The sequence below is a fragment of the Azospirillum oryzae genome, assembly GCF_900177515.1.
GTDB lineage: Bacteria > Pseudomonadota > Alphaproteobacteria > Azospirillales > Azospirillaceae > Azospirillum > Azospirillum oryzae_A.
Map to the genome: position 1 here is coordinate 489,450 of NZ_FXAK01000010.1, position 15,655 is coordinate 505,104.

The 15,655-nt window shown below is 69.3% G+C and carries 14 protein-coding genes; 8 read left to right on the forward strand and 6 right to left on the reverse strand.

Annotation, left to right across the window (positions count from 1 at the left end):
- Positions 1 to 7 precede the first annotated feature (7 nt).
- Both B9N97_RS33985 and B9N97_RS33990 read right to left on the reverse strand, forming a co-directional pair.
- The gene (locus tag B9N97_RS33985) at positions 8 to 640 is read right to left on the reverse strand and encodes a chemotaxis protein CheC (RefSeq protein WP_085092223.1); all 633 of its coding nucleotides are present in this window, start codon (positions 638 to 640) and stop codon (positions 8 to 10) included.
- A gap of 11 nt (positions 641 to 651) precedes the next feature.
- Positions 652 to 1,047, reverse strand: a complete 396-nt coding sequence (locus B9N97_RS33990; RefSeq protein ID WP_085092224.1) for a response regulator — start codon at positions 1,045 to 1,047, stop codon at positions 652 to 654.
- A 183-nt stretch (positions 1,048 to 1,230) separates the two neighbouring features.
- Between B9N97_RS33990 and B9N97_RS33995 the strand changes: the two genes are divergently transcribed.
- A complete protein-coding gene (locus B9N97_RS33995) occupies positions 1,231 to 5,058 on the forward strand; it encodes a tetratricopeptide repeat protein (protein WP_085092225.1) in 3,828 nt (1,275 codons plus the stop codon).
- Here the strand turns inward: B9N97_RS33995 and B9N97_RS34000 are convergent.
- From B9N97_RS34000 to B9N97_RS34015, 4 genes are all read right to left on the reverse strand, one after another.
- Positions 5,030 to 5,821 (reverse strand): MetQ/NlpA family ABC transporter substrate-binding protein, encoded by a 792-nt coding sequence (locus B9N97_RS34000; RefSeq protein ID WP_085092370.1) that lies wholly within the window; start codon positions 5,819 to 5,821, stop codon positions 5,030 to 5,032. The two genes, B9N97_RS33995 and B9N97_RS34000, sit on opposite strands and share 29 nt — an antisense overlap.
- A 43-nt stretch (positions 5,822 to 5,864) precedes the next feature.
- A complete protein-coding gene (locus tag B9N97_RS34005) occupies positions 5,865 to 6,533 on the reverse strand; it encodes a methionine ABC transporter permease (protein ID WP_085092226.1) in 669 nt (222 codons plus the stop codon).
- Complete coding sequence (locus tag B9N97_RS34010) at positions 6,511 to 7,563, reverse strand: methionine ABC transporter ATP-binding protein (RefSeq protein WP_085092371.1); 1,053 nt, start codon at positions 7,561 to 7,563, stop codon at positions 6,511 to 6,513. The genes B9N97_RS34005 and B9N97_RS34010 overlap by 23 nt, the downstream gene beginning before the upstream one ends.
- 211 nt (positions 7,564 to 7,774) lie before the next feature.
- A complete protein-coding gene (locus B9N97_RS34015; RefSeq protein WP_085092227.1) occupies positions 7,775 to 7,972 on the reverse strand; it encodes a hypothetical protein in 198 nt (65 codons plus the stop codon).
- A gap of 536 nt (positions 7,973 to 8,508) precedes the next feature.
- Here B9N97_RS34015 and hisG point away from each other — a divergent pair.
- The 7 genes from hisG to infA all read left to right on the forward strand — a co-directional run bounded on the left by hisG (position 8,509) and on the right by infA (position 15,654).
- On the forward strand, positions 8,509 to 9,225 hold the full coding sequence (gene hisG / locus B9N97_RS34020) for an ATP phosphoribosyltransferase (RefSeq protein ID WP_432264224.1): 717 nt from the start codon (positions 8,509 to 8,511) through the stop codon (positions 9,223 to 9,225).
- A complete protein-coding gene (hisD, locus tag B9N97_RS34025; protein WP_085092228.1) occupies positions 9,209 to 10,513 on the forward strand; it encodes a histidinol dehydrogenase in 1,305 nt (434 codons plus the stop codon). Before hisG ends, hisD begins: the two co-directional genes overlap by 17 nt.
- 37 nt (positions 10,514 to 10,550) lie before the next feature.
- Positions 10,551 to 11,033 carry a UPF0262 family protein gene (locus B9N97_RS34030; protein ID WP_085092229.1) on the forward strand — a complete coding sequence of 161 codons (483 nt, stop codon included), beginning with the start codon at positions 10,551 to 10,553 and terminating at the stop codon, positions 11,031 to 11,033.
- 16 nt (positions 11,034 to 11,049) lie between these two features.
- The gene (locus B9N97_RS34035; protein ID WP_085092230.1) at positions 11,050 to 11,523 is read left to right on the forward strand and encodes an arsenate-mycothiol transferase ArsC; all 474 of its coding nucleotides are present in this window, start codon (positions 11,050 to 11,052) and stop codon (positions 11,521 to 11,523) included.
- 187 nt (positions 11,524 to 11,710) lie between these two features.
- On the forward strand, positions 11,711 to 14,062 hold the full coding sequence (locus B9N97_RS34040; protein WP_085092231.1) for a hybrid sensor histidine kinase/response regulator: 2,352 nt from the start codon (positions 11,711 to 11,713) through the stop codon (positions 14,060 to 14,062).
- Between the two features lie 67 nt (positions 14,063 to 14,129).
- Positions 14,130 to 15,278 carry a lysozyme family protein gene (locus B9N97_RS34045; protein ID WP_085092232.1) on the forward strand — a complete coding sequence of 383 codons (1,149 nt, stop codon included), beginning with the start codon at positions 14,130 to 14,132 and terminating at the stop codon, positions 15,276 to 15,278.
- A gap of 157 nt (positions 15,279 to 15,435) precedes the next feature.
- On the forward strand, positions 15,436 to 15,654 hold the full coding sequence (gene infA / locus B9N97_RS34050; RefSeq protein WP_012977999.1) for a translation initiation factor IF-1: 219 nt from the start codon (positions 15,436 to 15,438) through the stop codon (positions 15,652 to 15,654).
- The last annotated feature ends 1 nt before the right edge of the window (position 15,655 follow it).

Consider the following 15,655-nt stretch of genomic DNA (forward strand, 5'->3'; position numbering starts at 1 on the left):
GTTGCCGTCACGCCACCAGCCGCCCGATATAGCGGCCCAGCGTCGCCTGCAGCGCCCCGGCGGAGCCGGCGTCGAGCAGCAGGACCACCCGTCCTCCGACCACCGCCCCGTCGCCGCCCGGCAGGGTCGTGCGCAGGTCGATGTGGAACAGCACCGCGGCACCGTCAGCGGTCGGCGGCGTCCCCGAACATCCCCGCAGGATCTCCGCCGCACTGCCGCGGAACACCGCCGGCAGGCCGGTCTCCACCGGTTCGCCCAGCAGGTTGGCGACCAGGGCCAGCGCGCTGTTCAGCACGACGTTGCCCAGCTCCGCCAGGACCTCGTCCTCCATCTCGGAGGCGTCCTCCGCCGGCACGTCGGGCGGCAGGGCGGCGCGCACCAGGAACAGGCTGCCGGCCTGGGGGAAGACCAGCAGGGCGCATCCCGCGAACAGGCCGCCCAGCGTTTCGGAGATGCCCACCAGCGGCGGCGTCAGCGCCCGGTCCAGCAGCCCGGCCACATCGGCCAGCGGCACCATCTCCACCGACGGGACCGACAGCGTGACCAGCCCGCCCAGCATGCGGCCGAGCGCCGTCGATGCCCGGCCGATGCCGATGTTGCCCAGTTCGGCCAGGGCGTCGCGTTCCAGATCGCTCAGCATGGGGGCTGCGATCACTCCTGCGGGGCCTGGGTCGGCCGGCGCGGCGGCAGGGCGGTGGAGTTCAGAAAACGGACGACCTGCTCCTCCTCCAGCGGCTTGGGCATGAAGGCGGCGCCGACCGCGCGGATGCCCGACACCACCGCGTCCTGGGCGTTGGCGGTGATGATGGCGATGTGGACGCCGGGATGGCTGCTGCGCAGCTTGGCCGCGGTGTCCACGCCATTGTCGCCGGGCATGTTGTAATCGATGATCGCGACATCGACCGGCGTGTCCTGCAACGTCTTGAAGAGTTCGTCACCGTTCGCCGCCTCGACCACCGACCAGTCGGGCTTGTTGCGCAAGACCATGGCCCGCACATGCATGCGCGAAAGCTTGCTGTCGTCGACGATGATTGCAGTCTTACTCAAGATATAAGCCTTTTGGATGGAGATCGGCCGACGATGTTGGCCCTGGGCCGAATTGTGCGCAAGTATACAGGATGAAAAGTGGCGCGCCAGTCCCCTTAAATGCGTTCGGGATTTTGGGTGCGCGCCCTCCGGCCGACTCATGCTATCGAAATGGCCCGTTCCATCCCTTGGCACCCCTCGCTCATGCCGCCACCCGCAGCCCCCGCCAGATTGGCCGCCCTCCTGCGCGAGGCGCTGGCCCACCACCGCGCCGGCGATCTGGACGGGGCGGAGCGCGCCTATCGCGCCATGCTGGCCGCCGACGGCGCGAACGCCGACGCGCTGCATCTGCTGGGCGTTCTGCACCACCAGCGCGGCCGGGATGCCGACGCCGTCCGGCTGATCGGGCAGGCCATCGCCCGGCGCCCGAAGATGGCGGAGCAGCATGCCAACCTCGGCCTCGCCCTCCACGCGCTGGGCCGGCTGGAGGAGGCGGAGGCGGAATACCGCCGGGCGCTCGCCCTGCGCGAGGCCTATGCCGAGGCGCACAACAGCCTGGGCAGCGCCCTGCAGGAGCAGGACCGGCTGGCGGAGGCCGCAAGCCATTACCGCCGTGCGCTCGACCTCGACGCCGGCTATGCCGAGGCCTGGGCCAATCTCGGCACGCTGCTGCGGGCGCAGGACGACTATGGCGAGGCGGAAACGGCGTTGCGCCACGCCCTGCGCCTCGACCCCGGCCATGCCACCGCCCTGACCAACCTCGGCGTCGTGCTGAAGGAGACCGGCCGCACCGGCGAGGCCGAGGCGGCGCACCTGGAAGCGCTGCGCCTTGCCCCCGGCGATGCCGAGACGATGGTGAACCTCGCCCTGCTGCGCGAGGCGCAGGGGCGCGGCGAGGAGGCGGAGGCGCTCTATCGCAACGCGCTCGTCCATGCCCCCGGCTTCGCGCTGGCCCGTTGGAACCTCGCCCTGCGGCTGCTGGGCCAAGGGCGGCTGGCCGAGGGGTGGGACGAGTATGAGGCCCGCTTCGCCTCCCGCCGCGTGTCGGCCGGGCGCAGCATCGCCCTGCCGGCCTGGGACGGCGCGACCGGCCGGCGCGTGCTGGTCTGGCGCGAACAGGGGCTGGGCGACGAGCTGATGTTCGGCACCGCCCTGCCCGACCTCGCCGCAAGGTTGGGGCCGGGGGCGCTGGTGGTGGAGGTCGATGCCCGCCTGACCGGGCTGGTCGGCCGCGCCCTGCCCGGCGTCACGGTGCGGGCGGAGACGACCGGCCCGACGGATGCCGACGCCCATTTGGCGATGGGATCGCTGCCGCGGCGGTTGCGCCCGACCCTGGTCGATTTTCCCGCCCGGCCGTCCTGGCTGGCGCCCGACCCGGCGCGCGCCGCGGCATGGGCCGAGCGGTTGGCGGACTTGGGACCGGGTTTGCGCGTCGGCATCTGCTGGGGCAGCCAGAACATGCTGGGGGAGCGCAAGGCCTCCTACACCGCGCTGGCCGACTGGGCGCCGCTGCTGACCCTGCCCGGCCTGATCCCGGTCACCCTGCAATATGACGGGCGCGAGGCGGAGATCGCTGAAGTCGAAACGCGGCTGGGTGTCCGCATCCGGCGCTGGCCGGACACCGACCTGAAGAACGATTTGGAGGGAGTCTCCGCCCTGATCGCCAACCTCGACCTCGTGGTGACGGTGGCGAGTTCGGTCGGCGAGATGGCGGGCGCGCTGGGGGTGCCGGTCTGGCGCTTCGGCCCGGCCGGCGACTGGACGGCTTTGGGCAGCGGCGCCCGGCCCTGGTTCCCGTCGATGCGGCTGTGGAGCACACGCCCCGGCGAGGGGTTGGCCGACCTTCTGGCCCGCATGGCGGCGGAGCTGCGCCGGCTGGTCCCGTCCTCGCCCCCTGCCCCACCTGTCGAAGAATGGCTGGCCGAAGCCCGCTCGCTCCACGAGTCCGGCCGCTGGCCCGAGGCGGAGAAGGCCTATCAGCGCATCCTCGACCAGGGTGGCGAGGTGCCGGCGGCGCTGGAGGGCTACGCGCTGCTCGGCCATCAGGCCGGCCGTCCCGACATCGCCGCCACCCTGCTGAGCCGCGCCATCGCGGCGGAGCCGACCGCCGACCGCCACAAGCGCCGCGCGCTGGCCCATCAGGAGATGGGCGCCCTGGCCGACGCCGAGGCCGACTGGCTGGCCGCCGCCACGCTCGCCCCCGACGACGTGGAGGCGCTGGGCAATCTCGGCGCTCTGCGCTTGTCCCGCGGCGCGGCGGCCGAGGCGGCTGAGGCGACCGACGCGGCGCTGCGCTTCGCACCGTTTCATGCCGGGCTGTGGGCCAATGCCGGGCTGGCGCGGCAGGCGCTGGGTGGCGACGGCCTGCCCTACTTCCAGCGGGCGCTCGCCCTCGACCCGGCTTTGGCCGAGGCCTGGACCGCCCTATCGGCCGACGCCTTGCGGGTTCCCGTCCATGCCGCCGAGGCGGAGCGCGCCGCCGGCCGGGCCTTGCGCCTGCGCCCCGGCGACCCGGCGGCGACCAGCAATCTGGGGCTGGCGGCCCTGGCGCTCGACCGGCCGGTCGACGCGGTGGCGCATCTGCGGCTGGCGCTCCAGGGCCGGCCGGGCGACCTCGGCACGCTCGGCAACCTCGCTTTGGCGTTGGAGCGGGCGGGCGACGGCACCGCCGCCGGGCTGGTCTGGTGGCGGGTGATCCTGTTCGCCCCCGGAACCGGCGCCGGCTGGGCCGGGCTGGCGGACCTGCGGCAGCGGCAGGGCCGGCTCGACGCCGCGCTGAAGGGTTGGGGCCGCGCCCTGGCCCTGGAGCCGCGGCGGGCCGACTGGCGCTACAATCTCGGCAATGCCCTGCACGCCGCCGGTCGCCCGGCCGAAGCGGACGCGGCCTATCGCCAAGCGGTGGAGGACGATCCTACCCTGACGCTCGCCACCTTCAACCGCGGCTATGCGGCGCTGGCGCGGGGGGAGATTGCCGGGGGCTGGGCCGGGCTGGAAGCGCGCTTCGCCGCCGGGCAGGCCTTGCCCGACCGCCGCTTCCGCGTTCCCGCCTGGGATGGCGGCGACCCGGCCGGAAAGACCGTGCTGGTCTGGCGCGAGCAGGGGGTGGGCGACGAGCTGATGTTCAGCGCCTGCTACGCCGACCTGATCGCACGCGCCGGCCGGGTGGTTCTGGAATGCGAGCCGCGGCTGGTCGAGTTATTCGCGCGGTCATTCCCGCGGGCGATGGTCCGCGCGGCGACGGCTGATCCGGTGGATGCCGACTGCCACGTCCCGGCGGGGTCGCTGCCCTTGCTGCTGGGCTGGGGGCTAGGGAGCTTTCCGGCGCAGGGGGGATGGCTGCGGGCGGACGGCGCGGCGGTGGAGCGGTGGCGGGGGTGGTTGGGTGGATTGGGTGGCGACGACGGCCTCCTCCCTAACCCTCCGCCGCCTTCGGCAGGAGAGGGCACTGCCGCCGCTTCACGATCAAGCGGCGCCGCCAAGCATCCTGCCCCCTCTCCCGCCAAAGGCGGGGGAGGGATGGGGAGGGGGCAGCGGATGCAGACGCCCAACCCCACCCTCACCATCGGCCTCTGCTGGCGCAGCAGCCTGCGCGGCGCACTCCGCGCCGCCAACTACGCCCCGCTGGCCGACTGGGCGCCAATCCTCACCCTGCCCGGCCTGCGCCTGATCAATCTTCAGTACGACGACTGCGAAGCCGAACTCGCCGACGCCGAACAGCGTTTCGGCATCGCCATCCACCGCCCGCCGCTGGACCTCAAGAACGACCTCGACGGTGCGGCGGCCCTAACGGCGGCGCTGGATCTGGTGATCTCCGCCGGAACGTCGGTGGCGGAGATGGCGGGCGCGCTTGGCGTACCGGTGTGGCGGATCGGGCCGGCGGGGGACTGGACGGCGCTGGGCACCGGCTGCCGGCCCTGGTATCCGTCGATGCGGCTGTTCGAACCGCGGCCGGGGGAAACGCTCGGCGACGCGCTCAGCGCCGCCGGGCGTGCCCTCAATGCTCTCAGAATGCCGGAACGACGGCGTTCTTGAACTTGGTGAGGATGAATTCCTTCACCTCCGGGCTGTTGTAGGCCTTCACCAGCTTGGCGACCCAGGGCTTGTCCTTGTCGGCCTTGCGCACGGCGATGACGTTGGCATAGGGGCTGTCCGCCGCCTCGCGGGCGATGGCGTCCTTGACCGGGTCGATGCCGGCCTCCAGCGCGAAGTTGGTGTTGATGGCGGCGACGGTCACGTCATCCAGCGAACGCGGCAACTGGGCGGCGTCCAGTTCGACGATCTCCAGCTTCTTCGGGTTCTCGACGATGTCGATGGGCGAGGCCTTCAGATTGCCGCCGTCCTTCAGCTTGATCAGGCCCTTGGCCTGCAGCAGCAGCAGGACGCGGCCGCCGTTGGTCGGGTCGTTGGGAATGGCGACCTTGGCACCCGACGGCAGCTCGTCCAGGCTCTTGACCTTCTTGGAATAGATGCCGATCGGATAGACCACCGTCTTGCCGACGCTGACCAGATCGAAGCCGCGGTCCTTCACCTGATTGTCCAGATAGGGCTGGTGCTGGAAGCTGTTGGCGTCCAGATCGCCGCCGGCCAGCGCCTGGTTCGGGATGACGTAGTCGGTGAACTCGATAATCTGGATGTCCAGCCCGTCCTTGGCGGCGATGGGCTTCACCGCCTCCAGGATCTGGGCATGCGGACCGGCGGTGACGCCGACCTTGATGGTTTCGGCAGAGGCGGCGAAGGCGACGGCCAGGGTGGCGGCGCCGGCCAGCAGCGAAGCCAGCGAACGGAAGCGCAGCATCTCGAACACTCCTTGGATTTCTTGGGTCAGGGGGTTTCTTGGTTCAGGATTTCAGATTGCGTTTGTTGACGCGGCGGGCGATCCAGTCGCCCGTCGACTGGACGATCTGCACCAGCACGATCAGCACGATGACCACCGCCAGCATCACCTCCGGCAGGAAGCGCTGATAGCCGTAGCGGATGCCGAGGTCGCCAAGCCCGCCGCCGCCGACCGCGCCCACCATGGCCGAATAGCCGACGAGGCTGACAGCCGACAGGGTCAGACCGGCGACGATGCCCGGCAGGGCTTCCGGCAGCAGAACCTTGCGGATGATCTGGAAGGGCGTGGCGCCCATCGCCTGCGCCGCCTCGACCAGCCCACGATCCACCTCGCGCACCGCGTTTTCGACGACGCGGGCAATGAAGGGGGCGGCGGCGACGGTCAGCGGCACGATGGCGGCGTTGGTGCCGATGGAGGTGCCGGCGATCAGCCGGGTGAAGGGGATGATCGCCACCACCAGGATGATGAAGGGGGTGGAGCGGGTCATGTTCACAACCGCCCCCATCACCTTGTTGAAGGCGAAGTTCTGCAGCAGTTCGCCCCGCCCGGTGACGGCCAGCATCACGCCGATGGGCAGCCCGATCAGCGTCCCGATGGCGCCCGACACCGCCACCATGTGCAGCGTGTCGACCAGCCCCTTGATCAGCAGGTCAATGATTTGCGGGGAGAGCATGGCCCAACACCTCGACACCCAGATTGTTCTCTTTCACCAGCGCGATGGCGGCATCGACCTTGGCCGTGTCGCCCAGCGCCTCCACCACCAGCGTGCCGAAGGGGGCGCCCTGGATCTCGTCGATCTGGCCGTGCCAGATGTTCAGGTCCAGCTCCAGCCGGCGGCTGATGGCGCTGATGACCGGGGTGGTCGCCTTCTCGCCGGTGAAGGTGATGCGCAGCACCGGGTTGCTGCCGGGACCGGGCCGGGGCGACAGCCGGTCGCGCAGGCTGTCGGGGATGCCGCGGTTGATGACGGGATCGACGAAGCTGCGGGTGGTCGGGTGCTGCGGATGGGCGAAGATGTCGAAGACCGGCCCCTGCTCGATCACCCGGCCGCCTTCCATCACCGCCACCTTGTGGCAGATCTCCTTGATGACGGCGATCTCGTGGGTGATGAGGACGATGGTCAGCCCCAGCCGCCGGTTGATGTCGGCCAGCAGATGCAGGATCTGCGTCGTCGTCTCCGGATCGAGCGCGGAGGTCGCCTCGTCCGACAGCAGCACCTTCGGCTTGCTGGCAAGGGCGCGGGCGATGCCGACGCGCTGCTTCTGCCCGCCCGACAGCTCCGCCGGGTAGCGGTCGCGCTTGTCGGCCAGCCCGACGAGGTCGAGCAGCGGCTCCACCGCCTTGCGGATTTCAGCATTCGGTGTTCCCGCCAGTTCCAGCGGCAGCGCCACATTGTCGAAGACGGTGCGCGATGACAGCAGGTTGAAATGCTGGAAGATCATGCCGATGGAATGCCGTGCCCGGCGCAGCTCCGCCGCCGACAGGGCGGTCATCTCCACCCCGTCCACCATGACGCTGCCCGAACTGGGGCTCTCCAACAGGTTGACCGTGCGCAGAAGGGTGGATTTCCCCGCGCCGGACCGGCCGATGATGCCGAAGATCTCGCCGCGGCCGACCGTGATGTCGACATCGGCGAGCGCCTGGACCGAAGCGCCGCCGCCGCGGGCCGGGTAGGTCTTGTGAATGTTTGTTAGCGTTATCATCATTCTTCGAAGTCTGGCTTGCGGAGTTTCCCGGCCCTGCCCCGCTCTTCGGAAGAGCAGGGGCAAGGCCGGATCCGGCGCATTCTGGTCATGGTCGAAATCGCGGAGCCCCAAAGTGCCGCAGTTCGGTCCGGCAATACAGCGGTATGGTTCCGCCGCACTGGTCTGGCTTCCATGCGGTCCGCGCAGATGGAATGTACCCCACCTGAACTCAGCGCCGGCGGTCAGGCAGGCGGTTCAGATGCTGGTGGGCGGCGCGCTGGGCCTGTCCGACATTGCGGAAGACGCGGCGGTCGAGATCGCGGAATGCCCAGTCGGACACGAAGAAGGTGAAGCCGCCGCGTTCGGCGACGACGATGCCGGCGGAGCGGCCCTGGACTTCGATGGCATAGGCGTTTGTATGGGACATGGCGAAGGACTCCCCCGGACTATGGGTTCCGTTGCGGCGCCTGCCGGAGACGGCTGTGGCGGCGCGGCGCAATTGCGTTCAGGACTGGCGGATGTGCGGGATGGGCGCTGTGTTCTGCAGCCGCGAGGTCAGCGGCAACACAGGCCCGAACGCATCATGCAGGCCGGGAAAACGGTCCGAAGCACGGATGGGGGAGCGGAAACTCGCGAGGTCATTCCGGTCTCTCCTTCTTGAAGAGGTCCACGACCGGTATCGTGGCGCTTTAGCGTTTGGTGACGCGGCGCAAGCTGCAAAGTCAAATTGCCGCGGGATACCCCGGCGGGGCGTCCGATGGATATTTATCTATCCTTTCCGTGGAGTATGGTCAACCGCAATTCTGCGATTTGTGTGAAATAACGCATTGCGCGGATTTTCGCTGTTAAATTGGTGCGGCGCGACAGCGACAGGTGACGGGCGCGTGGAATGTGCTATCTATCGCGTCGATGGTTCATCCGGGGCATGCACATCGCCCCGGCGAGCGATGCGAGGAGAGTGTTTTGTCCGCCGATCCCAGCGCCCAAGGGGTGACTGCCGCCGTAACGGCCACACCGGTCGACGACCAGCTGGTGCTGGCCCTACCCAAGGGCCGCATCCTGAAGGAGCTGCGCCCGCTGCTGTCCCATGCCGGCATCCATCCGGAGCCGGCCTTCGACGACGACAAGAGCCGGCTTCTGCGCTTCGCCACCAACGTGCCGAACCTCAGCATCATCCGTGTCCGCTCCTTCGACGTGGCGACCTTCGTCGCTTTCGGCGCCGCCCATCTGGGCGTGGCGGGTAACGACGTGCTGATGGAATTCGACTATCCGGAAATCTACGCCCCGCTCGATCTCGGCATCGGCGCCTGCCGCCTGTCGGTCGCCGAGCCGGTGGAGATGATGGAGGGCGACGATCCGTCGCGGTGGAGCCATGTGCGCGTCGCCACCAAATACCCGGAGGTGACCAAGCGCCATTTCGCCGCGCGCGGCGTCCAGGCCGAATGCGTCAAGCTGAACGGCGCGATGGAACTGGCGCCGACGCTGGGGCTGTGCCGCCGCATCGTCGATCTGGTCTCCACCGGCTCGACGCTGAAGGCCAACGGGCTGGTGGAGGTGGAGCATATCGCCGACGTCACCTCGCGCCTGATCGTCAACCGCGCCGCCTTCAAGACGCGGACGGCCGAGATTTCTCAGTGGATCGACAAGTTCCGGGAGGCGGTGAATGCCCGTCAGGCTTGATATTCGCGACGCGGACTTCGCCGCCGGGTTCGAGGCGCTGCTGCACGCCAAGCGCGAGGCCAGCGAGGATGTCCAGACGCTGGTCGCCGGCGTCATCGATCAGGTGCGCACGCGCGGCGACGCCGCACTCATCGACTACACCGCCCGCTGGGACCGCCAGACCCTGACGGCCGACACCCTGCGCATCGGCCAGGACGAGATCGACGCCGCCACGGCGAAATGCTCGGCCGAGACGCTGGAGGCGCTGGACCTCGCCGCCGCGCGGATCGAGGAATTCCACCGCCGCCAGATCCCGGAGGTCACCGACTACCGCGACGCCGCCGGCGTGCGGCTGGGTGCGCGCTGGACGCCGGTCGGCGCCGTCGGCCTCTATGTGCCGGGCGGCACCGCCTCCTACCCGTCCTCGGTGCTGATGAACGCCCTGCCCGCCAAGGTGGCGGGCGTGGAGCGCGTCGTCATGGTGGTGCCGACGCCGGACGGGGCGATCAACCCGCTGGTGCTGGCCGCCGCCAAGCGCTGCGGCATCGACGAGATCTACCGCATCGGCGGCGCCCAGGCGGTCGCGGCGCTGGCCCACGGCACGGCGACGATCCGGCCGGTCGACAAGATCGTCGGCCCCGGCAACGCCTTCGTCGCCGCCGCCAAGCGGCAGGTCTACGGCCTCGTCGGCATCGACAGCATCGCCGGCCCGTCGGAGATCCTGGTGGTCGCCGATGGGAAGAACGATCCGGCCTGGATCGCCATGGACCTGCTGTCGCAGGCCGAACACGACACGTCGGCCCAGTCGATCCTCATCACCGACGATGCCGCCTTTGCCGATGCGGTGGCGGCGGCGGTGGAGAAGCATCTGGAGACTCTGCCGCGCACGGCAATCGCCGGGGAGAGCTGGCGGGAGCATGGCGCCGTCGTGCTGGTCGGCGACCTGACGGCCGACGCTCCCGCCCTGGTCGACCGTCTGGCGCCGGAGCATCTGGAACTGGCTGTCGAGGATCCGGACGCGCTGGCGGCGAAGATCCGCAATGCCGGCGCCATCTTCCTCGGCCGCTACACGCCGGAAGCCATCGGCGATTACGTCGCAGGTCCCAACCATGTGCTGCCGACGGCGCGCAGCGCCCGCTTTTCCTCCGGCCTCAACGTGCTGGACTTCATGAAGCGGACGACCTTCGTCGCCTGCGACGCCGAAAGCCTGCGTGCCATCGGCCCGACGGCGGTGACGCTGGCGATGGCCGAGGGGCTGGAGGCGCACGCGCGCTCCGTCGCCCAGCGGCTGCCGGGCTATAAAGAATAAGTTCTATAAAGACTGAAGACAGCGGGGGAGGCGGGGCGTGACGACGAAGAGCAAGCGGCGCATCACCCATGTGACGCTCGACGAGCGGAGTGTCGTCCGCCACAAGCCGGAGGTCGAGCATGAGCGCGCCGTCGCCATCTTCGACCTGCTGGAGGACAACGAGTTCTGCCCCTGCGACTTCGCGGAGGACGGGCCGTACCACCTGCACCTGTCGATCGAGGACAACCGGCTGGTCTTCGACATCCGGCGCGAGGACGACAGCGTTCTCGACCGGCTGATGCTGCCGATCACCGGCTTCCGCTCGATCGTGCGGGACTATTTCCTGATCTGCGAGAGCTACTACGCCGCCATCAAGCGGTCGACGCCCTCGCAGATCGAGGCCATCGACATGGGCCGCCGCGGCCTGCACAACGAGGGGTCCGAGATGCTGCGCGAACGTCTGGCCGGCAAGGTGGAGATGGACCTGCAGACCGCGCGCCGGCTGTTCACGCTGATCTGCGTTCTGCACATTCGCGGCTGACGGGAACGGGCGGCGCATGGCCATGGCGGCGACCCCGGTCCTCACATCCCTGCCGGTCACGAGCGTATTGTTCGCCTGTACCTATAACATGATCCGTTCGCCGATGGCGGCGGCGATGATGCGCCATTACCACGGCACCCGCGTCTATGTGGATTCCGTCGGCGTCCGCGAGGGCGACGAGGTCGATCCCTTCGCCGTCGCGGTGATGGAGGAGATCGGCATCGACCTGTCCAAGCACCGCTGCCGCACCTTCGAGGATCTGGAAGACACCAACTTTGATCTCATCGTCTCGCTGTCGCCCGAGGCGCAGCACCGCGCCATCGAGATGACGCGCACCATGGCCTGCGACGTGGAGTTCTGGAACACCTTCGACCCCACCCTGGTCGACGGCACCCGCGACGCCATGCTGGAAGCCTACCGGCAGGTCCGCGACGGCCTGCTGGCCAAGGTGAAGCAGCGCTTCCCCCTGACCCGCGGGCCGACGGTCTGAGAGCCCGACGACCTGCCGCCACACACGGCATGGTCGGTAATAATTTTGGTATTCTGCAACTTTTTGCGCTGCAGGCAGTTCACAGTGCATCCCCGCCAATGTTATTGAGCTGTGTCATCGCAACGCATCGCGCGCCGCCTTAGGCTCGGGAGCGTCGACGAAGTTTCGTGCGGAGAGCCGTCCATCCATGCCCGCCGGTCTGATGCCCCGCCTGCTCCGCGCCTTCAGCCCGCGCAGCCTGCGCGCGCGCCTGATGGGCGTGGTGCTGGCCTCGCTGGCGCTGCCGCTGGTTGGCGCGCTCTACCTCGCCGACCAGCAGCTCGACGATCATATCGGCGCAGCGCGCGAACTGGCCCTGCATCTGGCCGACGACGGGGTGCAGCGCCAGCATGACCTGATCGGCGAGGCGCGCAACCTGCTGGGCGTGCTGTCGCTGGTGCCGGCGATCCGCAACGCCACGCCCACCGACACCGACGCCTGCGTCGCCACCCTGGCGCCGATGCCGCGCCAGCACCGCTGGACCACCGGCGTCTGGCTGACCGATGCCGACGGCAACATCATCTGCGACACCACCGGCCCGGGTGCCGGTATCTCGCTGCGCGAACGCGAATATTTCCAGCGCGTTCTCGACACCAAAAGCTGGGTGGTCAGCGACTTCATCATCGGCAAGCGCTCGCTGAAGCCGTTGATCATCGTCGCCAGCCCGATCATCGAGGATGGCCGGATCGTCCGCGTGATGGGCGTCGCCGTCGACCTGACCTGGCTGACCGATCTGGTGAAGGTGCTGAAGCAGCCGGACGCCCGCGTGATGGTGCTGGACCACAACGGCGTGATCGTCGCCCGACAGCCCGATCCGGAAGGCTGGCTGAACCGCAATGTCGGCCAGATGCGGCACGTCCAGCAGATGCTGAAGGAACGGAACGGCTACCTGGATTCCGAAAGCGCCGACGGGCGCGACCGGCTTTGGGCCTTCCGCCATTCCGACGAGACCGACACCGTCTTCGCCGTCGGCATGCCGACCGGCCCGATCATCGCGGAGGCGCGGCGCGACCTGTGGCAGAGCCTGGGGCTGCTGGGCATCGCGGCGCTGGTCAGCGTCACCGCGCTGTGGGTGCTGCTGCGCGCCTCGGTCCTGCGCTGGGTGTGGGAACTTGGCAGTGCGGCCACCCGGATCGGCGACGGCGGCGGCGGCACCATGATCGAGGCGGAGCGCGCCCCCCATGAATTCCGCGTCGTCTCCCACGCCTTCAACAACATGTCGCGCCGCCTGAAGCAGCGCGAGCAAGAGCTGCGCTCCGCCATGGAGGAGGCGCGGGCCGGCAGCCGCGCCAAGGAGGAATTCCTCGCCACCATGAGCCACGAGATCCGCACGCCGATGAACGGCGTGATCGGATTCGCGGAGATGCTGCTGGAAACCCCGCTGACGGCGGAACAGCGGCGCTATGCCTCGCAGGTGCGCGATGCCGGACGGTCGCTCCTGACCGTCATCAACGACGTGCTCGACCTGTCGAAACTGGAGGCCGGGCGGCTCGATCTGGTCAGCGTCCCCTTCCGGCTGGACGATCTGGCCGACCGCTGCGTCGCCATCGTCCGTCTGGCCGCCGAACAGAAGGGGCTGGAGCTGCAGACCAGCATCTCCGCCACCGCCCGCGGCTTCGTCATGGGCGATCCCGACCGGCTGCGCCAGATCCTGCTGAACCTGCTGAGCAATGCGGTGAAGTTCACCGACCGCGGCTCCGTCCGGCTGACGGTCAAGGCGATCGAGGACAGCGGCAGCAGCAAAGTCGGCGGCGGCGGTCGCATCTGCACCTTCACCGTCACCGATACCGGGATCGGCATCGCACCCGAACGGCAGCGCGACCTGTTCCAGCGCTTCACCCAGCTGGAACGTGGACGCGGCGGCACCGGCCTGGGGCTGGCCATCTGCCGCCGGCTGGTGGAGCTGATGGGCGGCGAGATCGGTATGGAAAGCCAGCCCGGCAGCGGCAGCACCTTCTGGTTCTCGCTGCCCTTGCTGCCCGCCGGCAGCGCCGCGGTCCAGCGCGACGGCGCCCCCGTTGCCGGCAGCGAACCCGCCAGCCCCGGCGCCCGCATCCTACTGGCCGAGGATCTGGCGATGAACCGCGATCTGGCGGTGACCATGCTGACCAAGGCCGGCCACCATGTCGATGCCGTGGAAGACGGCGCCGCCGCGGTCGCCGCGGTGCAGGAACAGGCCTACGACCTCGTGCTGATGGACGTGCAGATGCCGGTGATGGACGGGTTGGAGGCCACCCGCCGCATCCGTGCCCTGCCCGGTTCGATTGGCCGTATCCCGATCCTGGCCCTGTCCGCCGGCGTCCTGCAGGTGGAGGTCGAACGCTGCCTGCAGGCGGGCATGAACGCCCATCTGGCCAAGCCGCTGGAGAAGACCAAGCTGCTGGCCGCGATCGGCCGCTGGGTTCGCGTCGGGCACGCGGATCATGGACCGTCAGACGATGGACCGCCCGAGGATGGTCAGGATGAGGCCCCGCGTCCGCAGTTGATCGCACACAGCTGACGAGTCGGTGCTATAGTGGCTGCACCCCTCCCGGCAGGCTCGGCCGGTCTGCAGTGAAGTGTGTGCCATGAAGGTTGCGCAGCCCCCTCTCGCCCCCGTACCGGAGCGCAAGCCCGATAGTCCCCCGTCGCTGGCCGATGGCGGCGCCGTGTCCTTCCGTGACGCGCTGGTCCAGACCAATACGGCCGGCAGGCTCCAGAACGGCCAGAAGGCGCCGCCGCTGCCGTCCGTGAAACCGCCGGCCCCGATCCTGCTGGCCGACGGCACCCAGGTTCCCTTCCCGGCGGCCAAGCCGGTCACCCCCATCCGTCTGGCCGACGGCACGACGGTACCGCTCCCGGCCGTCAAACCGGAGGCGCCGGTCCTGCTGGCGGACTCCGCGCCGGCGGACGGCGATGCCGCGGCGCCACGCGCGCCCCTGCCCGGCCTGAAGCCGGCGGCGCCGGTGGCGCCGGTGGCGCAGGGCCCGACCCCAAGCTCGAAGAAGGTGGCGGAGACGGTCAGGGCGGTGAACTCCGACGATCCGACCGCCACGCGGGTGCTGGTCGCATCGCAGCAGGTCGCCGGCCTGTCGGGCCACAGCTTTACCGCGATCCTGGCCCAGGCCACCCAGGAAAGCGGGCTGGATGCCGGTGCCAGGAACAGGTACAGCTCCGCCGCCGGCCCGTTCCAGTTCCTGGAATCGACATGGCTCGACCTGTTCCGCCGACATGGCGCCGCCTATGGCCAGGGTGAGCTGGCCTCGCACATCCAGGTCCGCAACGGCGTGTCCAGCGTCAAGGATCCGGCGATCCGCCGCCAGATCCTGGAACTGCGCCATGACGTCGACCTGTCGGCCGGCATGGCCGCCCGCTACCTGGCCGAAGGACGCGAGGCGCTGGAGAAGCGGCTGGGCCGTCCGGCCAGCGAATCGGAGAGCCGCATGGCCTATGTTCTGGGCTCCGGCGGGGCGGCGAAGCTGATTCGCGCCGCCGAATCGAGCCCCGGCGCCGTCGCCGCCGACCTGTTGCCCAGCGCGGCGAAGGCGAATCACAACCTGTTCCACGACCGCTCCACCGGCCGTGCCCTGAGCGCGGCGGAAACCGTGGGCCGCCTGACCCGCCGCATGGAGATCGACCAGCGCGAGATGTTCGCGGCAATCGGCAAGGCGCTGGAACAGCCGCGCCGCCTGGAAGAAGGCGGCGCATCGCCGCTCAACCCCTATCAGTCGGTCTGACGCGGCAGGGGTTACAGGGTATTTTCGCCACACAACGCGGGGCTGCCCCGCGCGGATGGCTGCGGCCGAACGCATCGGCGGTGGGAATCCCCCTTGACCCGGCGGCCTTGGAAGGTCAGTTATTGCCGCGAAACTTTTAGGACGGACATAAGGGCCTATGGCAAAGGAAGATCTGATCGAGTTTTCCGGGACCGTCGTCGAATTGCTTCCGAACGCGATGTTCCGGGTGAAGCTCGACAACGATCACGAGGTTCTGGCGCACACCTCCGGCAAGATGCGTAAGAACCGGATTCGCGTCCTGGCGGGCGACCGCGTCAATGTGGAAATGACGCCGTACGACCTGACCAAGGGCCGCATCACCTTCCGGTTCAAGTAGC